A 22,023-nucleotide genomic window follows, 5' to 3' on the forward strand; every position below is an offset into this window, starting at 1 on the left:
TTATAGCGGGTTGCGCAGAAGATCGAGGTTGAGATAACTGGAAACCGCAGCCGGCGTAGCCTCCGTCAGGCGTGGTACATAACCCAAACAAGGCGCGGGCAACCACTCTGCCAGTGTTGCTAAATTGTCTTCAAGGCGCGAGGTCAGTGGGTCGACAATATTTGCCACCCAGCCTGCCAATGGCAAACCGTCACGCAAAATCGCCTCGGCCGTCAGCCGCGCGTGATTGATGCAGCCCAGCCGCACACCGACCACCAGAATTACCGGCAGCTGCAAGGCAATGGCCACATCCGACAACGTCGCCTGCCCGGCCAGCGGTACGCGCCAACCGCCCGCGCCTTCAACCACGGTGAAGTCTGCACGCTTATCCAGAATGGCTTGCACCGGCCCTTGTAGCGCCGCCACATCCAGCAATACACCGGCCTCGCGTGCAGCCAGGTGAGGGGCAATGGCGGGTGCAAATGCCAGCGGGTTGACCTCTTCGTAGCGCAGCTTGAGGGTGCATTCGCCCAGTAACGCCAGGGCGTCGTCATTGCGCAATCCATCGACGGTCAACATACAGCCCGAAGCGACCGGCTTGGCCGCAGCCGTAGACAAACCCGCCAGTCGCGCTGCATGTAACAGGCCGGCAGCGACAGTGGTTTTACCGATCTCGGTATCGGTACCGGCGACGAAAAATGCCTGAGTCATCTAGTTAACCTCCTTACGCAACACGCCGTAGAGCGCCTGATAGGTCGCCGGCAGCCCTTGCGGCTGGCGAAACTGCTCATAGGCCTTAAGCAACGCCAACATCCGCGCCCGCCCCGTCAAACCATCCGGCCGACCGGGATTAAGGTTATGCGCGCCGAGGGCTTTCAGCTCATGGGTCAGGCTGCGCACATCGGGGTAATACAGCGTTTCAGGTGCGGTGTGCAGGCTTAATAGCGCCAGCTCGCTGTCGCCACATAGGCGCTGATAATCCTCAAACTGGCGGAAGCGATTGACGTGGACAAAACCGTCCACCGCCTGCCAACTGTCACGTAACTCCTGCAGGGTGCCGACGCACAAACTACTAAAGGCCAGCACACCACCGGGGCGCAATACGCGCGCGGCGTCACTGAGCACCGCCGAAAAATCCGCACACCACTGCAACGCCAGGCTGGAAAACACTAGATCGCAGGACTGATCCTGCAGCGGCAGACGCTCAGCATCGCCGGCAACAAACTGCTGCGCGCCGCCCAGCGGCCGGGCGTGCTGCAGCATGCCTTCGGCGATATCCAACGCCACACCCTGACTGGCCGGAAAGCGCTCACCCAGGGCGCGACTGAAATAGCCGGTGCCGCAGCCCAGATCAAGCCAACGTGCGGGGCTGATCGAGCTGGGCAACTGCGCCAGAAGCTGTTGGCCGACCTTGCGCTGCAAAGCCGCCACACTGTCGTAGCTCTGCGCCGCCCGGGAAAAAGAGGCCGCTACCTGACGCTTATCAGGCAGGCCGCCGCGTGCATGTTCAGCTAGATCAGTCATGACCGGCCCCACGCAGAAAACTCTGAATAGCTGCGGCGATTGCAGCGGGACGCTCAAGGACGAAGGCGTGGCTGGCGTGCTCAATCAAACCAACCTCAACATCCTTCAGCTCCGCCAATAAAGCCTGAACCACGGCAGCCGGCACCAGCGCATCAGCGCCGCCGAACAGGTGCAACTGCGGGCCGACAACCGCCTGCAGCGCAACGCGCGTATCCAAGGCAGCCAGCACATCCAATCCAGCCAGCAGCGCGGCCGGCTGAGACGGCGGCGCGGCAGCGAGCAACTGCCGCGAAAGACCACGAGCATCCGCCGCACCTTGGGCGCAAAGCAAGGCAAAGCGCTTCACGGTAGCGGGCGTATTGGCAGCACAGCCCTGACGAAACCCAGCAAAGGTTTCGTCGGCCATGGCGCTTGGCCAACTCGGCTCGGCAACAAAACGCAAGTTACTGGCCAACGTCAGCAAGCCGCGACAATGCTCGCCACGACGCGCCGCCAGCTCAGCCGCAAGCATGCCGCCCAAGGACCAACCGCCCAGCCAGGCGTCCTGCGGCAGCCTGGCATCCAACTCGTCCAGCCAGTCAGCCGGGGCACTGGAATCCAATTGCGGCAGCGGCTCAATCGCCACATGCAGATGCGGATCAAGCCCGCGCAAGGCCTCAGCCAGGGGCTGCAACGGCGCAGTTCCCAGGCCCCAGCCCGGCAACAAAATCAGCTGCTCACGCATGCACGGCACCCTCGCCCGCCAACAGCGGCCAGCACTCGGCCAGGGCTTCCAGCAATAATTCCAGCTGCTCCAGGCTGTGCGCCGCGGACAGGGTCACGCGCAGGCGGGCACTGCCGGCCGGCACAGTGGGCGGACGAATTGCGGTGACCAGCAGGCCACGCTCACGCAGCATCTGCGACAGCTGCATGGCACGAGCGCTGTCGCCAATCAGGATCGGCTGGATTGGTGTGGCGCTGTCCATCAACTCAAGGCCGATGGATTGGGCACCTTCGCGGAAGCGCTTGATCAGTGCATGCAAATGCTCGCGGCGCCAATCCTCGCTGCGCAGCAGTTCTAGGCTTTTCAGCGTGGCGCAGGCTAACGCAGGCGGCTGACTGGTGGTGTAGATATAGGGCCGTGCGAACTGCACCAGGGTTTCGATCAGCTCCTCGCTGCCGGCGACAAAGGCGCCGGCGGTGCCGAACGCCTTGCCGAGCGTGCCGACCAGCACCTGCACATCCTCAACACCCAAGCCAAAGTGCTCAACGATGCCGCCGCCGGTGGCGCCTAACGGGCCGAAACCATGGGCATCGTCGACCATCACCCAGGCATTGGCGCGACGCGCTTCAGCACACAGCGCCGGCAGGTCGGCCAAGTCGCCATCCATGCTGAATACGCCATCGGTGACCACCAGGGTATTGCCCGTGGCTTTGCGCAGGCGATTGGCCAGGCTCACTGCATCGTTGTGCAAATAGCGGGAAAACCGCGCGTTGCTGAGCAGCCCGGCATCCAGTAGCGAGGCGTGATTAAGGCGATCTTCCAGCACGCTGTCGCCCTGCCCGACCAACGCCGTGACCGCGCCGAGGTTGGCCATATAGCCGGTTGAGAACAGCAACGCACGCGGCCGCCCGGTGAATTCGGCAAGCGCCTCTTCCAGCTCGTGGTGCGGGGTGCTGTGGCCGATCACCAGATGCGACGCGCCACCTCCGACGCCCCAACGCGCCGCGCCAGCACGCCAGGCTTCAATCACCTGTGGGTGATTGGCCAGGCCGAGGTAATCGTTGGAACAGAAGGCCAGCAACTGGCGGCCATCAACGGTGACCAACGGCCCCTGCGGCGATTCAAGCAGAGGGCGCTGGCGATAGAGGTTGGCGCTGCGGCGCTCGGCGAGGCGAGAGGCAAGATCGAAAGACATAGGCAGGACCCGGTGGATAACCGCAAACGGGTTAGCCACCCTACAAAGGACTAGGCAGGGCGGGTGAAACGACGCTCACCCGCCCTCCGACTTCAGACGGCAGCGTTATAAAACAGCTTAGAGTCGCGCTGCTCGACCAGGGCCTGCTCGATAGCGGCCTGATGCACTTCGTCGGCATGCTCTTCGCGCTCTTCTGGCTTGATGCCGAGGCGGGCGAACAGTTGCATGTCTTTGTTGGCCTGCGGGTTGGCGGTGGTCAGCAGCTTCTCGCCGTAGAAAATCGAGTTGGCGCCGGCGAAGAAGGCCAGAGCTTGCATCTGCTCGTTCATTGCCTCGCGACCGGCGGACAGGCGCACGTGCGACTGCGGCATCATGATCCGCGCCACGGCGAGCATGCGGATGAAGTCGAACGGGTCAACGTCCTGCTCATCGGCCAGTGGCGTGCCTTTGACCTTCACCAGCATGTTGATTGGCACCGACTCCGGATGCTCCGGCAGGTTGGCCAGCTGGATCAACAGGCCTGCGCGGTCGTCCAGCGACTCGCCCATGCCGAGGATGCCGCCGGAGCAGATCTTCATCCCCGAGTCACGCACGTAGGCCAGGGTTTCCAGGCGATCGGCGTAAGTACGGGTGGTGATGATGTTGCCGTAGAACTCCGGCGAGGTGTCCAGGTTGTGGTTGTAGTAGTCCAGGCCCGCCTCGGCCAACGCCTGAGTCTGGTCTTTATCCAGCTTGCCCAGGGTCATGCAGGTTTCCAGGCCCAGGGCCTTCACACCTTCAACCATTTTCAACACGTAAGGCATGTCTTTGGCCGACGGATGCTTCCACGCCGCGCCCATGCAGAAGCGCGTGGAGCCGATGGCCTTGGCCTCAGCGGCGGCCTCCAACACCTTCTGCACTTCCAGCAGTTTTTCCTTTTCCAGGCCGGTGTTGTAGTGGCCGGACTGCGGGCAATACTTGCAGTCTTCTGGGCAGGCGCCGGTTTTGATCGACAGCAGGGTCGAGACCTGCACGCGGTTCGCATCGAAGTGCGCACGGTGCACGGTCTGCGCGGCGAACAGCAGGTCGTTGAACGGTTGTTCGAAGAGCGCCTTGACCTCAGGGTGAGTCCAGTCGTGACGCAGGTTGGCAGCGGTGGTGGCGCTCATCGGTAATTCCTTATTGTTGGCGGCGCACTGCTAGATTCAACAGGCGCGACACGGATGCTCGGCATAATTATGGAAGGCTTATGCGCTGTCAACCTCACCAAACCAACCAGGTTTACAATTGGTTAAAAAACAAACAATACTGCCTACTCTGCGATGAAGCTGCAGATGGCGCACTGCCTATCTGCACCAACTGCGAGGCAGAACTGCCTTGGCTGGGCGGACATTGCCAGGTCTGCGCCCTGCCATTACCCAGCCAGGGTTTGGTGTGCGGAGCCTGCCTGAAAAAGCAGCCGAGCTTTAGCAAGGTTGAGGTGCCTTGGCGCTACGCCTTCCCCATTGACAGCCTGATTACTCGGTTCAAGCACCAGGCCAAGTGGCCATTTGGACGTCTGCTCGGCGAGCTTTTGTCACATCATCTGCGCCACGCCTTCGATGACGGCCTGAGCAAACCCGCGCTACTACTGCCCGTGCCGCTAGCAGACAAACGCCAACGCCAGCGCGGCTTCAATCAAGCAGGGTTGCTCGCCCAATGGCTCAGCCACCAACTGCAGATACCCCTGCAACCGCACTGGCTACTGCGAACTATCGACACCCCGGCGCAGCAGCAACTGGATGCCGCCACACGCAAACGCAATCTGCGCAAGGCCTTTGCCTTGGCGGTGGATAGCCAGGTCAAAGGCCTGCATGTCGCGCTGGTTGATGACGTGCTGACCACCGGCGCCACCGCCGAAAGCCTGGCGCGCCTATTAAAAAAAGCCGGCGCGGCGCGTGTGGATGTGTATTGCCTGGCGCGCACTCCCAAACCGGGCGACTGAGCGCGGCCAGCCATCCGCAGCGACATAAGGGTTACACTTTGCGGCCCACTCACCGGAGTCGCCCATGTCCCATCCATTTGCTGCACTCACGCCCGACCTGGTGCTGGATGCCGTGGAGAGCATCGGCTACCTCAGCGATGCCCGCGTGCTGGCGCTAAACAGCTATGAGAACCGCGTGTATCAGGTGGGCATTGAGGATGAAACGCCGCTGATCGCCAAGTTCTACCGCCCCAATCGCTGGACCGATGCGGCGATCCGCGAAGAGCACAGCTTCACCTTCGAGCTGGCCGAATGTGAAGTGCCGGTGGTGGCCCCACTGGTGCGCGATGGCGAAACCCTGTTCGAGTATTCCGGCTTTCGCTTTGCGCTATTTCCCCGGCGCGGCGGCCGCGCGCCAGAGCCCGGCAACCTCGACCAACTGTATCGCCTTGGCCAACTGCTCGGCCGCCTGCATGCCGTGGGCTCACTCAAGCCGTTTGCCCACCGTGAAGCCTTGCAGGTGAGCAACTTTGGCCACGCATCGCTGGCCACTCTGCTGGAGGGCAACTTTATTCCGCGCAGCCTGCTGCCGGCTTACGAGTCCGTCGCCCGCGATCTACTCAAGCGCCTAGACACGCTGTTCGCTGCCAACCCGGTGCAAGCGATACGCCTGCATGGTGATTGCCACCCCGGCAACCTGCTGTGCCGCGACGAGACTTTCCACATGGTCGACCTAGACGACTGCCGCATGGGCCCAGCCGTTCAGGATTTGTGGATGATGCTCGCCGGTGAACGCCATGAGCGCCTCGGCCAGCTCTCGGAGTTGATGGACGGCTATCAGGAGTTCCATGACTTCAACCCCCGCGAGCTGCCGCTGATCGAGGGGCTGCGCGCCCTGCGCCTGATGCATTACAGCGCCTGGCTGGCACGTCGCTGGGACGACCCGGCCTTCCCGATGAGCTTCCCCTGGTTCGGCAGCGAGCGTTACTGGGGCGATCAGATCCTTATCCTGCGCGAGCAAATGGCCGCCCTGGATGAAGAGCCGCTCAAGCTGTTCTGATCGACGCGCTGCCCCGAACCTCAATATGGCGATGCGCTGGACGGCGAGCACACAAGGCGGTCCCCATAGCGCGCAATGCTGGGAGTTGCGCGCCGGCCTAAGACCTGTGCCCAACGGCAGCGAATAGAGGGCACAGGCCTAACAGTTGCGCGCGCCGTGTAACGTCATATTTACACTAATTCGGTGCAGGCCCCTGACAGCCAAGCTGAACGACCAGACAAGCCCTTGCGCCGCGACTAGAATCCCCGGTCTTTAGTTAGCAGCCTAAGCAAGGACCCAGCATGACCACCGTCAACCCGCGTCGCGGGTACATTCTTGGCATAACCGCTTACATCATCTGGGGCCTGTTCCCGCTCTATTTCAAAGCCATACAAAGCGTACCGGCGGTGGAAATCATCGTGCACCGCGCGCTCTGGTCTGCAGTGTTCGGTGCCTTGCTGTTGCTGGTGTGGAAGCACCCCGGCTGGCTGCGCGAGCTGCTCAACAACCCTAAACGCTTCGCCGTGCTGACACTCAGCGGTCTGCTGATCGCCAGCAACTGGCTGGTCTATGTGTGGGCGGTGAATGACGGGCGCATGCTCGAAGCCAGCCTGGGCTACTACATCAATCCACTGGTCAACGTGCTGCTGGGCATGCTGATTCTCGGCGAGCGCCTACGTCGTTTGCAGTGGCTGGCCGTGGCCTTGGCCGCGCTGGGCGTGCTGCAGCAACTGTGGCAGGTTGGCAGCATTCCCTGGGTCTCCCTGGTGCTGGCACTGACCTTCAGTTTCTACGGGCTGATTCGCAAACAGGCGCCTGTGGCGGCCCTGCCCGGCCTGGTGGTGGAAACCTGGCTACTGCTGCCGCTGGCAATCGGCTGGCTGCTGCTCAATCCCGTCGCCATAAGCACTCAAGCGGACTTCTGGAGCACCCCGGAAGCGCTCTGGCTGATTGTCGCGGGCCCGATCACCCTGGTGCCCCTGGTGTGTTTCAACGCCGCCGCCCGCCACCTGCCCTACACCACCCTGGGGTTTCTGCAGTACCTGGCCCCGACCCTGGTACTGCTGCAGGCGATCTTCCTGTTTGGCGAGCATTTCGACCCGAGCAAGTTGCTGGCCTTTATCTGCATCTGGGCTGGCCTGGCGATCTACAGCGTCGACGCCTGGCTGACCCTGCGCAAACGCCGACCTGTTTAAAAAACAACCAGCCCGCTGCAACACATAGCCCGCCTGGGCTGCAGCGGGTTGCCCCACGGTTATCCACAGAAGCATCCCCGGCCTTTGTGCACAACCATAGGTTAAGTGCTTATTTTTTAAGCAGTTAATCAAAAGCCCCGGGGCACTAAGCAGTGCTCCGGGGCTCCTCATGCTACCCACAGAGTTATCCACACGGGGCGGGGATAACCCCCACAGGCTACTCCTCGACCCGCAGTTTTAGCTCCACCATCAGGTCATCGGCCAGGCTTTCCAGCAGGCCCTGCAGGTGTTCCAGGCTCAGGCTCTGCGGCACGCCCAGCAGTGCCTGGGCTTGAAACAGCAGCTCGCCACTCATCGGCGCCGGCACCACCTCGGTGTTCAAGCTCTCCAGGTTGACGCCCTGACTGCTCAGCAAACGGGTGATATCGCGCACGATACCCGGGCGATCATTGCCCACCAGCTCTAGGCGAATCGGCTGCCAGACGCTCGTCGGCGCATCACCACCGGCCGCGACCTGTACGCGAATACCCTGCGCCTGCAGCGCCTCCAGCGCCGAGACCAGCCCAGCATGCGCCGCCAGTGGCACATCGACCCGCAGTATCCCGGCGAACTGGCCGGCCATGCGTGACATGCGGCTTTCCAGCCAATTGCCACCATGCTCGCTGATGCATTGAGCCACACGCTCGACCAGCCCAGGCTGATCCTGGGCGATAACCGTCAGTACCAGATGATCCATGTTCTGCTCCTTATTCAGCGGCTGCTCAATTCAACCCCAGCCAATAGGTATAAAACGCCTCATCACGCACATAACCCAGGCGTTCATAGAGGGCTTGTCCTGGCAGATTGCTCTTTGCCGTCTCTAACTGCAAACCGCAGGCACCGGTGGCTTCGGCATGCGCGCGAGCGGCGTTCATCAACGCCTCACCGACACCCTGACGACGCGCCTGCTCGCAGACATACAGATCACTCAGCAACCAAGCCGGCTGCAACGCTAGCGAGGCAAAAAAGGCATAGAGCTGAACAAAGCCCAATGCGCCGCCTTGCTCATCACGGGCCAGCAGAATCGTCGAGTCGGCGTTGTCCAGCCGAGCGGCAATAAAGTCGCGCACCTGCGCCGCGGGTTTGTCGACGTTATAAAACCCAAGATAGGCGCCAAACATCTCGCTCAGCTCATCCAAGTCTGCAACTGTGGCGGCGTGTACAGGCATAAGATTCGCACTCCCTAAAGGTGCAGAGCAGTATAGGTAAGCCCGGACAAACAGATTGAGCGCGATACGCACAATTAACTGTGTACTGTTTTTTGCTTTATATGAAACAATATTAGGAGAATGTAGCGACAAAAGGTCGCACAGAGTGACTGCAAAGCACTTCCTAGTCGCAGCGCGACGCGCACCGACTGATTTTCCCCTGATCTTGATGTAGTATGCCGCGCCTCGGACTACATGACTTATTACCCATGTCCGACGCGGCTATTGAGTAGAGCTGAGCAGAGTGAGGCAAGTGATGACTGAACGCGTTCAAGTAGGCAGCCTGCAGGTTGCCAAAGTGCTGTTCGACTTCGTGAACAACGAAGCCATCCCCGGTACCGGCCTGAGTGCCGAGACGTTCTGGGCAGGTGCCGAAGCGGTCATCAATGACCTGGCACCGAAAAACCACGCCCTGCTCGCCAAGCGCGACCAGATCCAGGCACAGATCGACGCATGGCACCAAGCCCGCGCCGGCCAGGCCCATGATGCAGCGGCTTACAAAGCCTTCCTGCAGGAAATCGGCTACCTGCTGCCAGAGCCGGCTGACTTCCAGGCCACCACCCAGAATGTCGACGAAGAAATCGCCCGTCTGGCTGGCCCGCAGCTGGTTGTACCGGTGATGAACGCGCGCTTCGCCCTGAACGCCTCTAACGCGCGCTGGGGCTCGCTGTACGACGCGCTGTACGGCACTGATGCGATCAGCGAAGAAGGCGGTGCCGAAAAAGGCCGTGGCTACAACAAGGTTCGTGGTGACAAAGTCATCGCCTTCGCCCGCGCCTTCCTCGACGATGCCGCACCGCTGGCGGCAGGCTCGCACGTCGACTCCACCAACTACAGCATTGTTGACGGCAAGCTGGTGGTCGCCCTCAAAGGCGGCAGCAACAGCGGCCTGCGTGATGACACGCAACTGGTTGGCTTCCAAGGCCCTGCCGAAGCGCCAATCGCCGTACTGCTCAAGCACAACGGCCTGCACTTCGAAATCCAGATCGACGCCAGCACCCCAGTCGGCCAGACCGATGCTGCCGGCGTTAAAGACGTGCTCATGGAAGCGGCGCTGACCACCATCATGGACTGCGAAGACTCCATTGCCGCGGTCGATGCCGATGACAAAGTTGTGGTCTACCGCAACTGGCTGGGCCTGATGAAGGGCGACCTGTCCGAAGAAGTGGCCAAGGGCGGCCAGACCTTCACCCGCACCATGAACCCGGACCGCGTCTACACCCAGACCGACGGCTCCGAGCTGACCCTGCACGGGCGCAGCCTGCTGTTCATTCGTAACGTCGGTCACCTGATGACCAACCCGGCGATTCTCGATGCCCAAGGCAACGAGATTCCGGAAGGCATCCAGGACGCGCTGTTTACCAGCCTGATCGCCGTGCACAACCTGAATGGCAACACCAGCCGCAAAAACACCCGCACCGGCAGCATGTACATCGTTAAGCCGAAGATGCATGGCCCGGAAGAAGTGGCGTTCACCACCGAGATCTTCGGCCGCGTTGAAGACGTCCTTGGCCTGACGCGCAATACGCTGAAAGTCGGCATCATGGACGAAGAGCGTCGCACCACCGTCAACCTCAAAGCGTGCATCAAAGCCGCCAGCGAGCGCGTGGTGTTCATCAACACCGGCTTCCTCGACCGCACCGGCGACGAAATCCACACCTCCATGGAAGCTGGCGCCGTCGTGCGTAAAGCGGCCATGAAAAACGAGAAGTGGATCGCCGCTTACGAGAACAACAACGTCGATGTCGGCCTGGCCACTGGCCTGCAAGGCCGTGCACAGATCGGTAAAGGCATGTGGGCCATGCCCGACCTGATGGCCGCCATGCTCGAGCAGAAAATCGCTCACCCACTGGCCGGCGCCAACACCGCCTGGGTACCGTCGCCAACCGCCGCCGCGCTGCACGCGCTGCACTACCACAAGGTTGACGTGTTCGCCCGTCAGGCTGAACTGGCCAAGCGCGTGCCAGCGTCTGTTGATGACATCCTGAGCATTCCGCTGGCGCAGGACACCAACTGGTCGGCCGAGGAAATCCAGAACGAACTGGACAACAACTCGCAGGGCATCCTCGGTTACGTGGTGCGCTGGATCGACCAGGGTGTTGGCTGCTCGAAAGTGCCGGACATCAACGACGTCGGCTTGATGGAAGACCGCGCCACCCTGCGCATCTCCAGCCAGCTGCTGGCCAACTGGCTGCGTCATGGCATCGCTACTGAAGAGCAGATCGTTGCCAGCCTCAAGCGCATGGCACCGGTGGTTGACCGTCAGAACGCAGCTGACCCGCTGTACCGTCCGCTGGCACCGAACTTCGACAGCAACATCGCCTTCCAGGCCGCCCTGGAACTGGTGGTCGAAGGCGCCAAGCAGCCGAACGGCTACACCGAGCCGGTCCTGCACCGCCGCCGCCGCGAGTTCAAAGCCGCCAACGGCCTGTAATCCGCAGCTGTAGCCACATAAAAAACCGCCCTTCAGGGCGGTTTTTTATTATTGGCCGCCAGCAAAGCACAGGCACAGTGACTTGCATCAGGCTGGCGGCCTCGCTTTTGTTCGACAATTTCAAGCAGATACTCACTTTATTGGCTATAGGAATAGGCATGCCAGCCGAAACCATAATATAGCCATAACGGAATATGACTAAAAAATGACCGAAAAGCGGCATTACGCCACTATGTGAACTCGGTATACTCCGCGCCCCTCTTTGGGTACATCTGCCATGTTGAAAAATCTCTCGCTGACACTGAAGTTCTTACTGCTGCCCGCCATTGCCTTGCTGGGTCTGCTGCTGTTCGTGGGCTACACCTCGCTACAACTGGCAAACAACGATGTGCGCCTGGTCACCCTGGAAACCAATAGCTTCCCTACCCTGGAGAAGGCCGATGCGGTGATCTTCCAGTACTCACGTTTACCGGGCCTGCTTAATAGCGCAGTCGCCGCCGGAGAGCTGGAAACCCTCGATGAAGCGCGCAAAGTCCTGACTGACATTGCGGACATGCAGCAGGAACTGCAGACCCTGGTCACCCAAGCGGACCGCCGCCAGGAACTGGACGCCTGGCGGAGCGCCATACAGCGTTACGCGGACAACGCCCTGCCCGCTTCGGAGCAGCTGATTAAAGGCAGCGCCAGCTTTGAAGACCTGGCGCCCAACCTGGGCCGCATGGCCAGTGACTTGGGTGAAGCGCAAAAACTCGGCAATGCGTTCCGTACCCATGCATATGAAGACTTTCAGGAAACCCTGGCGCAAACCCGCACGGACAACGCCACCACCACCCGCGTGGGCTTTGCTCTGTCAGCCATTCTGGTACTGCTAATCAGCATTGCTTCAGTGCTGGTAATTCGCGGCACCATGACCAACGTGCGTGGCGTGATCACCTCACTACAGGCAATCGCCCGGGGTGATGGCGACCTGACTCGCCGAGTGAATGTCGACTCCAATGATGAAATCGGTGAAATGATTCAGCTGTTCAACAGCTTTATCGACAAGCTGCAAGGCACCATCCGCCAGATCATCGAAGCTGCCAGCCCGCTCGCCGGCATGTCCCAGGAACTGTACCGGCTGACTCAAGACTCCAAGGAAAACTCACGTTCGCAGCAAGGCCATACCGACTCGATCAGCCGTGACATTCTGACGATGACCAACAGCATTCAGGAGGTTGCCCACCGTTCACAACAGGCCTCCGAAGAAGCCGGGGCAGCCTCGCAGCAGGCGGATCAGGCGCGCAAGAACATCGGCAGTCTGTCGAGCAGCATCAGCGACCTCGGCAGCAGCGTAATGGGTGCTGTCAGTGCCATGCAGCAGCTGGAAGAGGAAACCCAGCAGGTGGGCTCAGTACTGACCGTGATTCGCAGCATTGCTGAGCAAACCAACCTGCTGGCACTCAACGCCGCCATCGAGGCCGCGCGGGCGGGCGAGCAAGGCCGGGGTTTTGCCGTAGTAGCCGATGAAGTACGCAACCTGGCCTCGAAAACCGCCGCCTCCACCGCCGAAATCCAGAACATCATCCTGCGTCTACAGAACAGCGCCAATGGTGTGCTCAGCGTGATGACCGCCAATGGCGAAAAAGCTCAGGCGAGCATCGAGCGCTCCGTGCAAGCCACCCAGATACTCGAAGCGATTGCCGGCGCCGTCGGCCATATCAATCAGCTTAATGCTGGTATCGCGCAGTTCACCCAGGAACAAATCGGCCTTTCCAGTTCCATCCAGCAAGATACACAAGTGTTGCAGCAGGACGCACAAGCAACCGCTCAAGGTGCAGAAGCAACGGCTCGTCTCGGCGAACAGTTGGTCAGCACAGGGGATCATCTGCGCGCGGCGACTGCCCAATTCCGCGTTTAACCTGAACACAGGAGCATCACTGCATGTTTAAAGCTCGTCTGCTTCCCTTGGCCATCTGCCTGGCCGCTGCTCCAGCTTTCGCGCTGGAGCAAGGCGAACACCGCTTCAATACCTTTGGTACGGTCGGCATCACCCACCTCGGTGGCGAAGATGATGGCCGTAGCTATGGCATCACCGGCCAAACCACTGACTCCTGGCGCGGCGACCAGCTGTCCAAATTCGGGGCCCAGATCCAGTACGGCCTGACCGATACCGTGGGCATCACTGCGCAAGTCACTGCCAAGCCGGCGCAGGACGACTGGCAGGCCAATATCGAGTGGCTGTACCTGTCCTGGCAGACAACTGACAACCTGATGCTGCGCGTCGGCCGCCTGCGCACCCCGGTGTACATGTACTCGGAAAGCATCGACGTAGGCTTCAGCTACCCGTGGCTGCGCTTGCCTGACGAGGTGTACAGCCAAGTCCAGCTGTCCAACTACGAAGGTGTAGACGCGGTCTACAACATGCCGCTGTCCTTTGGTTCACTGGCCTTCCAGGTCGCCGGTGGCCAAGCTAAAAACCGTGACATCTTCGCCTTCGACGAGATGCACGACATCGACTACGAGAAAGTCTTTGGCGCCAATATCAGCCTGGCCACCAATGACTTCGGTACCCTGCGCGTAGGGTATGTAGAAGCGGATATCAGCACCGAGATCGAAGACATCGTAAGGCTCCCGGCTGCATTGGGTGGCACCCTGATCAACCAACGCTTCCAGACCATTGATAAGCAGAAGGGTAAGTTCACTTCCATTAGCTATCAGTACGACAACGGCACCTGGCTGACCAGCAACGAGTGGACCTCGCGTAGCATCGAAGCTGACAACAGCGGCACCATTGATGCGTTCTACCTGATGGGCGGCCGTCGCTTCGGCGAGTTTCTAACTCACGTGACTTACGCCCAACTGGACGACGATGCTGGTCGGCAGAACTCCTGGACTCTGGGCCTGAACTACAACCTGCTGCCCAACGTCGTGTTGAAAAGCGAATACAAACGCGTAGACACCTCCGGTGGCTATGACGGCGTATTCGTCCGTACCGCACAGGAAGCCTTCGACAACGCCCTGTCCGACAGTTCCAACGGTGCCCTCGGCAGCCCAGCCCGCAACTTTGACGGTGACATCATCAGCGTCGGCGTCGACTTCGTATTCTGAGGAGAGCATTGATGAAGCATTCCATTCAAACGCTCTGCGTCGCCGTGTGCCTCAGCGTTAGCGCGCTGGCTCAGGCCGAAGTCGCAGTAATCGTTAATCCGGCCGCGGCCAAGGCGCCGAGCCAGGCAGACGTCAGTAACATCTTTCTGGGCAAAGACAAGTCCATGAAAGGCGTTGACCACAAGGATTGGTCTGCAACCAAGGACAAGTTCTACAGTGCGGTGACCAACAAGAGTGAATCACAGCTCAAATCGTACTGGTCTGGACTCGTCTTCACCGGCAAGGGTCAACCGCTACCAAGCGTTGGCGGCGACGCCGATGTCATCGCCAAGGTGGCCGCTGAAGCCGATGCTATTGGCTATGTAGATGCCGCCGCAGTGAATGACAGTGTGAAGGTTCTCTTTACCCTGCCTTAATCATTGCAGCATCTTCATCAGAGCCCTTGGATTGAAAAATCCAAGGGCTTTTTTATGCCTCTTGCACAGGCCGCCCAACGCCTAGACTTACGTCCAATGGCCTACCCCACAGCGCCAGTCGATCATGCTCATAGAGAAAACCGTGAGGCCGCCCATGAGCAGCGCAGATGCAATCGCCCAAGCGGGCAAAACGGCGGTATTGCAGAACATCCATGGCACCATGGCCTTTCTGCAGAAATTTCCGCCGTTCAATCAGATGGATGCCGCCCACCTGGCGTATCTGGTGGAGAACTGCCAGCTGCGCTTCTATGGCGAAGGCGAAACCATCATCAAGCCGACCGACGGCCCGGTTGAGCACTTCTACATTGTCAAACAGGGCCGCGTGCATGGCGAACGCCCGCATTCGGCACGGCGCGGCACGGAAACCACCTTCGAGATCACCAGCGGTGAATGCTTCCCGCTGGCTGCGCTGATCGGCGAGCGCGCCACCCGCACCGAACACCTGGCCGCCGAAGACACCTTCTGCCTGCTGCTGAACAAGCCGGCGTTTATCAAGCTGTTCTCATTGTCCAACCCGTTGCGCGACTTTGCCTTGCGCGGAGTCAGCAGCCTGCTCGATCAAGTCAACCAGCAGGTGCAGATGCGCGCGGTGGAAACCCTTGGCGCGCAGTATTCGCTCGACACCCGCCTCGGCCAGCTGGCCATGCGCACCCCGATCAGCTGCAGCCCGGACATGCCGCTGCGTGATGCGGTCAAGCTGATGCACGAGCAGCAGGTCGGCAGCATTGTGATCGTTGATCCCAAACTGAAACCACTGGGCATTTTTACCCTGCGCGACCTGCGTCGCGTGGTGGCTGACGGTGTCGATCTGGCGCAGCCCATCGACTGCCTGATGACGCAATCACCCTTTGATCTGCCACCTGATGCCAGCGCCTTCGATGCGGCGATGGCCATGACGGAGCGGCATATCGCCCACGTCTGCCTGGTTGAGCATGGCCAGCTGTGCGGGGTGATTTCCGAGCGGGATCTGTTCAGCCTGCAGCGGGTCGATCTGGTGCACCTGGCGCGCACCATTCGCCACGCCGGGCGGGTGGAAACCCTGGCAGCGCTGCGCAGCGATGTGCGCCAACTGGTCGACAGCATGCTCGCCCACGGCGCCAGCTCGACGCAGATCACCCAGCTGATCACCCTGCTCAACGACCATACTGTCTGCCGGGTAATCGAGCTGACGTTGGAAGACCTGGGCGACCCTGGCATACCGTTCACCTGGCTGGTATTCGGCAGCGAAGGCCGCAGCGAACAGACGCTGCACACCGATCAGGACAACGGCATCCTCTTCGAAGCCGCCGATGCAGCCGAAGCCGCGGCCATACGCGGCCGCCTGCTGCCGCTGGCCCAGGAGATCAACCAACGCCTGGCGCAGTGCGGCTTTACCCTGTGCAAGGGCAACATCATGGCCAGCAACCCAGAGCTGTGCCTGTCACGCCACGAGTGGTCACGGCGCTTCAGCAGTTTTGTGCAGGAAGCCACGCCGGAGAACCTGCTGGCTTCGAGTATCTATTTCGACCTACGTGCCGTGTGGGGCACAACCGAGGGTTGCGATCACCTGCGCGAAGGCCTGCTGCAGCAGGTGGCCGGCAATAGCCTGTTTCAGCGCATGCTGGCGGAAAACGCCCTGCGCCAGCGACCGCCGGTGGGCATGTTCCGTGACTTTGTGGTCGCTCGCAGCGGTGCTGAGAAGGACACCCTGGACCTCAAAGTGCAGGGCCTGACGCCCTTTGTTGATGGCGCCCGCCTGCTCGCTCTTGCCCATGGCGTGAACGCCTGTAACACCCTGGAGCGCCTGCGCGCGCTGATTCAGCAGGGAGTGATCGAAGCCCAGGATGGCGCAGCCTATGAAGAGGCCTACCACTACATTCAGCAGGCACGGATGCAGCAGCACCAGCTGCAGTCACGCGATGGCCTACCCTACTCCAACCGCGTCGACCCCGATCACCTCAACCACCTCGACCGGCGCATCCTGCGTGAATCGTTCCGCCAGGCCCAGCGCCTGCAGAGCAGTCTGGCGCAGAGGTATCAGTTATGAGCAAGTTCACCTGGTTTACCGGGCAACGACCGGCCCTGACGCAAGCACAACTCACGCGCCGACAGGCACTGGCCGAGACTTGCTACCTCAACGATGGTCCGCTGAACGAGCAGCGCCTAGTGGTGCTGGACCTGGAAACCAGCGGACTGAATATGCGCCGTGATCAAGTCCTGTCCATTGGTGCGGTGGTAATCGACCAGGGCGCCATCGACCTTGGTCAGCAATTCGAATGCACCTTGCTCCGCGAAGGCCACCAGGCCAGCGCCAGCACGCTGATCCATGGCATCGCGCCCAGCGAAATCGCCAATGGCGAGGACCCAGCCGAAGCCCTGCTGAGCTTTATGGAGTTTGTCGGCGACAGCCCGCTGCTGGCCTTCCATGCCGAGTTCGACCAGCGCATGCTGGCCCGCGCGCTCAAGCAGAGCCTGGGCTACCGCTTGCAGCATGCCTTCTTCGATGTCGCGGAAATCGCCCCGCTGGTCTGCCCCAAGGCAAAACTGCCGCATGCAGGCCTAGACGACTGGACGCAGCATTTCGGCCTGCAGGTACAACAACGTCACCACGCCAGCGCCGACGCACTGGTGACTGCAGAGCTGGCGCTGATTCTGTTCAGCAAGGCGCGCCAGCAGCACCTCGACAACCTGCCGGCACTGCTGCAGCAACTCAACAGCCGTCGTCGCCAGCGCGCGCATTCGATGTAAGAGCAGCGCCTACAGATCGCGCATCAGCAGGCCATACTCCAGCTGCACCTCAGGTGGCACAGGCAGGTAGAGCACATGGCCGTCGCCCGGCGCGACTGCCACAGCATGGCCCTTGCTGTTTTCCAGCTGCTCGAGGGTAAAGCGCAGATTACCCTGGGGCGTCATCAGCTCCAGACCATCGCCAACGGCAAAGCGGTTTTTTACCCGCACCTCGGCCAGTTCGCCACGCCGCTCGCCGGTCAGTTCACCGACAAACTGCTGCTGTTCGGACACCGAGCTGCCGCGCTCATAGTTCTGATATTCATCGTGCACATGGCGGCGCAGAAAACCCTCGGTGTAACCGCGATGGGCCAGGGACTCCAGGGTGTTCATCAGGCTCTTGTCGAACGGTTTGCCGGCCACGGCATCATCGATCGCCTTGCGGTACACCTGAGCCGTACGCGCCACGTAGTAGTGGGATTTGGTGCGGCCCTCGATTTTCAGTGAGTGCACGCCCATCTGCACCAGGCGCTCAACATGCTGCACCGCGCGCAGGTCCTTGGAGTTCATGATGTAGGTGCCATGCTCATCTTCAAACGCCGGCATGGGCTCGTCCGGGCGCGAGGCGTCCTGCAGCAAAAACACCTGTTCGGTGGGCGCGCCAACACCCAGGGTCGGCTCAACGATGCGCACGATATCGCCCAGCTCGTTCTGAGCGCCCTGCTCGGCGTTGTATTCCCAGCGACAGGCATTGGTGCAGCTGCCCTGATTAGGGTCGCGCTTGTTGATATAGCCCGACAGCAGGCAGCGCCCGGAGTACGCCATACATAGCGCACCGTGAACGAATACCTCCAGCTCCATGCCCGGCACTTCACTACGGATTTCGGCGATTTCTTCCAACGACAACTCGCGCGACAGGATTACCCGGCTCAGCCCCTGCTGCTGCCAGAATTTCACGCTGGCCCAGTTCACCGCATTGGCCTGCACAGAAAGGTGAATCGGCATCTGCGGGAAATGTTCACGCACCAGCATGATCAAGCCCGGGTCAGACATGATCAACGCATCCGGCGCCATCTCAATCACCGGTGCCAGGTCCTTGAGAAAGGTCTTCAACTTGGCGTTATGCGGGGCGATATTCACCACTACATAGAACTGCTTGCCCTGAGCGTGTGCCTCGGCAATGCCCAAGGCCAGATGCGCGTGGTCAAACTCGTTGTTGCGCACCCGCAGGCTGTAACGCGGCTGGCCGGCATACACCGCATCCGCGCCATAGGCGAAGGCGTAGCGCATGTTCTTCAGGGTCCCCGCCGGGGACAACAATTCAGGATAAGCAGGGAGAGTGGCCATAAACCGCGAGCTCGGGAAACCAAGGGGGTCGCGATTTTAGGGAGCCAACCAAGGCGCTGTATTGATCTGTGTCTATGACACGGCCTCAAGCTAACGCCAAAGCCGTACCAACAGGTGAATCTACAAATCCTTAAGAGCAGACACGCTGGTAAAGCACACCGTCCCGCTCTATGCGCTTCATCTGTTGCAGCAGTGGCTTCTTCTGCGCATCAAGCGGCAGCAGTTCGGCGGTGGTGCAGTTGAGCAAATGGGGCTGATGACTGACCCGATCAACATGCTGCTTTTCAAAGCGGTACAGGTTGAACGCCACCAGGTTGCTGCCCGCGGCCTCCTCGCGCAGCAGGCTTTTGCTGTCGAGCACCGTAAAGGCCGTGGTCATTGGCCAGAAGAACGTCCACGGCCGCCAGAACACCTCGCCTGACTCACTGGATACCAGCACGGACTCCGCCGGCTGACGCTGCAACTGATGCTCGAACCAGGAGTACTCGTAGTAAATCTGGTAACTCAGCATGCCCAAACCGCCAAACGCGGGGATGATCCACTTCGGCAAACGATTGCCCGTCAGTTTGCGCAGCAGCATGGCAATACCCGCCGCCCCCAGCCCCGCAACCCCGATGGCAAGTAGTGTCCACAACATTGACTGACTCCCGAAATAAAACGGGCCTCACAAAGAGGCCCGCTGATAAAACCCTGATCAGCATTGATCAGGCTTGATTATGCTCAGTGGCTCAACGCGCCACCAGCACCTTTGGGAGTACGCACGCTTTCCACCAGGTCTTGAATCTCCTGAGGCGGTGCCACAGTAGAGAGGGACACGGCGTAGGCAACCGCGAAGTTGATCACCGCACCCACAGTACCGATGGACAGTGGCGAGATGCCAAACATCCAGTTATCCGGGGTGTTGGCGAAGGTCGCCGTGCCAGGGATAAAGAACCAACCTAGGTACAGGAAGATGTACACAACGGTGAACACCAGGCCTACCAGCATGCCAGCAATCGCGCCCTTGTCATTTACCCGCTTGGAGAAGATCCCCATCATCAACGCTGGGAATAGCGTGGCCGCCGCAATACCGAAGGCCAATGCCACCACCTGCGCCGCAAAGCCAGGCGGATTAAGCCCCAACCAAGTGGCCAACAGGATCGCCACCGCCATGGAAATCCGCGCAGCGCGCATTTCCCCCTTCTCACTGATCTTGGGATTGATCATGTTCTTGATCAGGTCATGACTCACGGCCGAAGAGATGGCCAGCAACAGACCCGCCGCCGTCGACAATGCAGCCGCAATTGCACCCGCTGCGATCAAGCCAATTACCCAGCTTGGCAGGTTGGCAATTTCCGGGTTAGCCAGTACCAGAATATCGTTGTTAACGGTCAGCTCGTTGCCCTTCCAGCCACGTGTTTCAGCAGTCGGAGTAAAGGCTGGAGCGGCATCGTTGTACAGCTGAATACGGCCGTCGCTATTCTTATCTTCCCACGTGATCAAGCCAGTCGTTTCCCAGGTTTTCACCCAGTCCGGACGCTCTGCATACACCAGCGCTGGCGCCGCATCACCCTGCGGGTAGACGGTGGTCAGCAGGTTCAGGCGAGCCATGGAGGCCACGGCAGGTGCAGTGAGATACAGCAGGGAAATGAAGATCAGGGTCCAACCAGCCGACCAGCGCGCATCAGCCACTTTCGGCACAGTGAAGAAGCGAATGATTACGTGCGGCAGACCCGCCGTACCAATCATCAGCGACAGGGTGAACAGCACCATATTCAACTTGCTGCTGATATCCCCGGTGTAAGAGGTGAAGCCCAACCCCATAACCACTTCATTGAGCTTCTGCAGCAGCGGCACACCTGACTCGACATGATCACCGAACATGCCGAGCATCGGAACCGGGTTGCCCGTCAGTTGCAGGGAGATGAACACCGCAGGAATGGTGTAGGCAATGATCAGCACCACGTACTGCGCCACCTGGGTGTAGGTGATGCCCTTCATGCCGCCGAACACCGCGTAGCAGAACACCACGCCAGCCGCGATCCAGATACCGGTGGAGTTGCTCACTTCAAGGAAGCGCGAGAATGCCACACCCGCACCAGCCATCTGGCCAATTACGTAGGTGACGCAGATGATGATCAAGCACACCACGGCAGCCAGGCGTGCGCCATTGCTGTAGAAGCGGTCGCCGATGAAGTCTGGCACGGTGAACTTACCGAACTTACGTAGGTAAGGCGCCAGCAGCATGGCCAGCAGCACATAACCGCCGGTCCAGCCCATCAGGTAAGTGGAGTTGGCATAACCGCCGGCAGCGATCAGCCCCGCCATGGAAATAAAGGAAGCGGCCGACATCCAGTCAGCCGCAGTGGCCATGCCGTTGGTGACGGGGTGAACACCACCGCCAGCGACATAGAATTCCTTGGTTGAGCCGGCACGGGCCCAGATGGCGATGCCGAAATAGAGCACGAAGGAGGCGCCCACAAACAGCATATTGATTACAAACTGGCTCATGGGTTATTCCTCGACACCGAATTGTTTATCGAGTTTGTTCATTCTCCACGCGTAGAAGAAAATGATCCCGACAAAGGTGATAATCGAACCTTGCTGAGCGAACCAGAAACCAAGGTCAGTACCACCGACAGAAATGCCTGCCAGCATGGGTCGAAGCAGTATGGCGAAGCCGTATGAGACCACTGCCCAGACAATCAGGCTCCACGTGATCAGCCGAACATTCGCCTTCCAATACGCTGCAGCGTTAGCTTTTTCAGAAGTCATAAACTCCTCCGGTTATTGTTATTCTCGTACAGCTTCAAACTAGCAGTAGGACACCACAAGCCGACAGATAGACATTGGTCTTAGCTGGCGGGCGCCTCACTGAATCCTTACATTTATCCTTAATTAACAATAACTTAGCTGAAAATTAAGGCGTTCCAGCAGGTCACCACACCACCTTGGTCTAACACCCTGCGCAGTGCGGCCTGCCAATACCTGCGCACAACAGTCCCTTGCGCAGCGCCTCAACCCAAGCGGCAAGCGCATTTAAAAGCTCGGAAATGGCCGCGGCCGGATAAGCGTAGCAGCTGAAAAAACAGGGCGGCCGCGAAAACTGAGTGCAACACCTGACCTTTCCGGTACGGTGCTGCCCCTATGTCCTATTCCGAACTCAGCG

Annotated in this window: 20 protein-coding genes; 9 read left to right on the forward strand and 11 right to left on the reverse strand. The window is 60.2% G+C overall.

Annotation, left to right across the window (positions count from 1 at the left end; all coding sequences use genetic code 11):
- The 5 genes from bioD to bioB all read right to left on the reverse strand — a co-directional run bounded on the left by bioD (nt 1) and on the right by bioB (nt 4,549).
- Nucleotides 1-690, reverse strand: a complete 690-nt coding sequence (bioD, locus tag N1078_RS15980; RefSeq protein WP_274089146.1) for a dethiobiotin synthase — start codon at nt 688-690, stop codon at nt 1-3.
- Nucleotides 691-1,503: a malonyl-ACP O-methyltransferase BioC gene (gene bioC / locus N1078_RS15985; RefSeq protein ID WP_274089147.1), complete on the reverse strand. Its 813-nt coding sequence runs from the start codon at nt 1,501-1,503 to the stop codon at nt 691-693.
- Nucleotides 1,496-2,227, reverse strand: coding sequence for an alpha/beta fold hydrolase (locus tag N1078_RS15990; RefSeq protein WP_274089148.1), 732 nt, complete (start codon nt 2,225-2,227; stop codon nt 1,496-1,498). The genes bioC and N1078_RS15990 overlap by 8 nt, the downstream gene beginning before the upstream one ends.
- Nucleotides 2,220-3,401 carry an 8-amino-7-oxononanoate synthase gene (gene bioF / locus N1078_RS15995; RefSeq protein ID WP_274089149.1) on the reverse strand — a complete coding sequence of 394 codons (1,182 nt, stop codon included), beginning with the start codon at nt 3,399-3,401 and terminating at the stop codon, nt 2,220-2,222. The genes N1078_RS15990 and bioF overlap by 8 nt, the downstream gene beginning before the upstream one ends.
- Nucleotides 3,402-3,493: 92 nt before the next feature.
- A complete protein-coding gene (gene bioB / locus N1078_RS16000; RefSeq protein ID WP_274089150.1) occupies nt 3,494-4,549 on the reverse strand; it encodes a biotin synthase BioB in 1,056 nt (351 codons plus the stop codon).
- Nucleotides 4,550-4,629: 80 nt separating this feature from the next.
- Here bioB and N1078_RS16005 point away from each other — a divergent pair, with 80 nt between their 5' ends.
- The 3 genes from N1078_RS16005 (at nt 4,630) to rarD (ending at nt 7,578) form a co-directional block, all read left to right on the forward strand.
- Nucleotides 4,630-5,364: a ComF family protein gene (locus N1078_RS16005; RefSeq protein WP_274089151.1), complete on the forward strand. Its 735-nt coding sequence runs from the start codon at nt 4,630-4,632 to the stop codon at nt 5,362-5,364.
- A 64-nt stretch (nt 5,365-5,428) separates the two neighbouring features.
- Nucleotides 5,429-6,403, forward strand: coding sequence for a serine/threonine protein kinase (locus tag N1078_RS16010; RefSeq protein WP_274089152.1), 975 nt, complete (start codon nt 5,429-5,431; stop codon nt 6,401-6,403).
- Nucleotides 6,404-6,684: 281 nt separating this feature from the next.
- The gene (rarD, locus tag N1078_RS16015) at nt 6,685-7,578 is read left to right on the forward strand and encodes an EamA family transporter RarD (protein ID WP_274089153.1); all 894 of its coding nucleotides are present in this window, start codon (nt 6,685-6,687) and stop codon (nt 7,576-7,578) included.
- Between the two features lie 217 nt (nt 7,579-7,795).
- Here the strand turns inward: rarD and N1078_RS16020 are convergent, their stop codons facing one another.
- Both N1078_RS16020 and N1078_RS16025 read right to left on the reverse strand, forming a co-directional pair.
- On the reverse strand, nt 7,796-8,314 hold the full coding sequence (locus N1078_RS16020) for a glycine cleavage system protein R (protein ID WP_274089154.1): 519 nt from the start codon (nt 8,312-8,314) through the stop codon (nt 7,796-7,798).
- Nucleotides 8,315-8,339: 25 nt separating this feature from the next.
- Nucleotides 8,340-8,786: a GNAT family N-acetyltransferase gene (locus N1078_RS16025; protein ID WP_274089155.1), complete on the reverse strand. Its 447-nt coding sequence runs from the start codon at nt 8,784-8,786 to the stop codon at nt 8,340-8,342.
- Between the two features lie 295 nt (nt 8,787-9,081).
- Here N1078_RS16025 and N1078_RS16030 point away from each other — a divergent pair, with 295 nt between their 5' ends.
- The 6 genes from N1078_RS16030 to N1078_RS16055 all read left to right on the forward strand — a co-directional run bounded on the left by N1078_RS16030 (nt 9,082) and on the right by N1078_RS16055 (nt 17,549).
- Nucleotides 9,082-11,259: a malate synthase G gene (locus N1078_RS16030; protein ID WP_274089156.1), complete on the forward strand. Its 2,178-nt coding sequence runs from the start codon at nt 9,082-9,084 to the stop codon at nt 11,257-11,259.
- A 277-nt stretch (nt 11,260-11,536) separates the two neighbouring features.
- Nucleotides 11,537-13,156: a methyl-accepting chemotaxis protein gene (locus tag N1078_RS16035; RefSeq protein WP_090255050.1), complete on the forward strand. Its 1,620-nt coding sequence runs from the start codon at nt 11,537-11,539 to the stop codon at nt 13,154-13,156.
- 23 nt (nt 13,157-13,179) lie between these two features.
- Nucleotides 13,180-14,346 (forward strand): porin, encoded by a 1,167-nt coding sequence (locus N1078_RS16040; protein WP_274089157.1) that lies wholly within the window; start codon nt 13,180-13,182, stop codon nt 14,344-14,346.
- Between the two features lie 11 nt (nt 14,347-14,357).
- Nucleotides 14,358-14,762, forward strand: coding sequence for a phosphate ABC transporter substrate-binding protein (locus tag N1078_RS16045; RefSeq protein ID WP_274089158.1), 405 nt, complete (start codon nt 14,358-14,360; stop codon nt 14,760-14,762).
- A gap of 154 nt (nt 14,763-14,916) precedes the next feature.
- Nucleotides 14,917-16,848 (forward strand): putative nucleotidyltransferase substrate binding domain-containing protein, encoded by a 1,932-nt coding sequence (locus tag N1078_RS16050; RefSeq protein ID WP_274089159.1) that lies wholly within the window; start codon nt 14,917-14,919, stop codon nt 16,846-16,848.
- Nucleotides 16,845-17,549, forward strand: a complete 705-nt coding sequence (locus N1078_RS16055) for a 3'-5' exonuclease (protein ID WP_274089160.1) — start codon at nt 16,845-16,847, stop codon at nt 17,547-17,549. Before N1078_RS16050 ends, N1078_RS16055 begins: the two co-directional genes overlap by 4 nt.
- A gap of 9 nt (nt 17,550-17,558) precedes the next feature.
- Here N1078_RS16055 and trhP read toward each other — a convergent pair whose 3' ends face one another.
- From trhP to N1078_RS16075, 4 genes are all read right to left on the reverse strand, one after another.
- Nucleotides 17,559-18,875: a prephenate-dependent tRNA uridine(34) hydroxylase TrhP gene (gene trhP / locus N1078_RS16060; protein ID WP_274089161.1), complete on the reverse strand. Its 1,317-nt coding sequence runs from the start codon at nt 18,873-18,875 to the stop codon at nt 17,559-17,561.
- A gap of 130 nt (nt 18,876-19,005) precedes the next feature.
- The gene (locus N1078_RS16065) at nt 19,006-19,512 is read right to left on the reverse strand and encodes a hypothetical protein (protein WP_274089162.1); all 507 of its coding nucleotides are present in this window, start codon (nt 19,510-19,512) and stop codon (nt 19,006-19,008) included.
- Nucleotides 19,513-19,595: 83 nt separating this feature from the next.
- Nucleotides 19,596-21,365, reverse strand: coding sequence for a sodium:solute symporter family protein (locus tag N1078_RS16070; RefSeq protein ID WP_274089163.1), 1,770 nt, complete (start codon nt 21,363-21,365; stop codon nt 19,596-19,598).
- A 3-nt stretch (nt 21,366-21,368) separates the two neighbouring features.
- Nucleotides 21,369-21,629 (reverse strand): DUF4212 domain-containing protein, encoded by a 261-nt coding sequence (locus N1078_RS16075; protein ID WP_274089164.1) that lies wholly within the window; start codon nt 21,627-21,629, stop codon nt 21,369-21,371.
- Between the last annotated feature and the right edge of the window lie 394 nt (nt 21,630-22,023).

Source organism: Pseudomonas sp. MIL19, from assembly GCF_028680365.1.
In the GTDB taxonomy this organism is placed as follows: Bacteria; Pseudomonadota; Gammaproteobacteria; order Pseudomonadales; family Pseudomonadaceae; genus Aquipseudomonas; species Aquipseudomonas spirodelae.

Bases quoted from the DNA above. Each gene is read 5' to 3' on its own strand.
- N1078_RS16020 (WP_274089154.1), bottom strand. From the start codon at position 8,314: ATGGATCATCTGGTACTGACGGTTATCGCCCAGGATCAGCCTGGGCTG.
- bioD (WP_274089146.1), bottom strand. From the start codon at position 690: ATGACTCAGGCATTTTTCGTCGCCGGTACCGATACCGAGATCGGTAAA.
- N1078_RS16025 (WP_274089155.1), bottom strand. From the start codon at position 8,786: ATGCCTGTACACGCCGCCACAGTTGCAGACTTGGATGAGCTGAGCGAG.
- bioC (WP_274089147.1), bottom strand. From the start codon at position 1,503: ATGACTGATCTAGCTGAACATGCACGCGGCGGCCTGCCTGATAAGCGT.
- N1078_RS16065 (WP_274089162.1), bottom strand. From the start codon at position 19,512: ATGTTGTGGACACTACTTGCCATCGGGGTTGCGGGGCTGGGGGCGGCG.
- bioB (WP_274089150.1), bottom strand. From the start codon at position 4,549: ATGAGCGCCACCACCGCTGCCAACCTGCGTCACGACTGGACTCACCCT.
- bioF (WP_274089149.1), bottom strand. From the start codon at position 3,401: ATGTCTTTCGATCTTGCCTCTCGCCTCGCCGAGCGCCGCAGCGCCAAC.
- N1078_RS16030 (WP_274089156.1), top strand. From the start codon at position 9,082: ATGACTGAACGCGTTCAAGTAGGCAGCCTGCAGGTTGCCAAAGTGCTG.
- N1078_RS16075 (WP_274089164.1), bottom strand. From the start codon at position 21,629: ATGACTTCTGAAAAAGCTAACGCTGCAGCGTATTGGAAGGCGAATGTT.
- N1078_RS16040 (WP_274089157.1), top strand. From the start codon at position 13,180: ATGTTTAAAGCTCGTCTGCTTCCCTTGGCCATCTGCCTGGCCGCTGCT.
- N1078_RS16055 (WP_274089160.1), top strand. From the start codon at position 16,845: ATGAGCAAGTTCACCTGGTTTACCGGGCAACGACCGGCCCTGACGCAA.
- N1078_RS16010 (WP_274089152.1), top strand. From the start codon at position 5,429: ATGTCCCATCCATTTGCTGCACTCACGCCCGACCTGGTGCTGGATGCC.
- N1078_RS15990 (WP_274089148.1), bottom strand. From the start codon at position 2,227: ATGCGTGAGCAGCTGATTTTGTTGCCGGGCTGGGGCCTGGGAACTGCG.
- trhP (WP_274089161.1), bottom strand. From the start codon at position 18,875: ATGGCCACTCTCCCTGCTTATCCTGAATTGTTGTCCCCGGCGGGGACC.
- N1078_RS16035 (WP_090255050.1), top strand. From the start codon at position 11,537: ATGTTGAAAAATCTCTCGCTGACACTGAAGTTCTTACTGCTGCCCGCC.
- N1078_RS16045 (WP_274089158.1), top strand. From the start codon at position 14,358: ATGAAGCATTCCATTCAAACGCTCTGCGTCGCCGTGTGCCTCAGCGTT.
- N1078_RS16050 (WP_274089159.1), top strand. From the start codon at position 14,917: ATGAGCAGCGCAGATGCAATCGCCCAAGCGGGCAAAACGGCGGTATTG.
- N1078_RS16070 (WP_274089163.1), bottom strand. From the start codon at position 21,365: ATGAGCCAGTTTGTAATCAATATGCTGTTTGTGGGCGCCTCCTTCGTG.
- rarD (WP_274089153.1), top strand. From the start codon at position 6,685: ATGACCACCGTCAACCCGCGTCGCGGGTACATTCTTGGCATAACCGCT.
- N1078_RS16005 (WP_274089151.1), top strand. From the start codon at position 4,630: ATGCGCTGTCAACCTCACCAAACCAACCAGGTTTACAATTGGTTAAAA.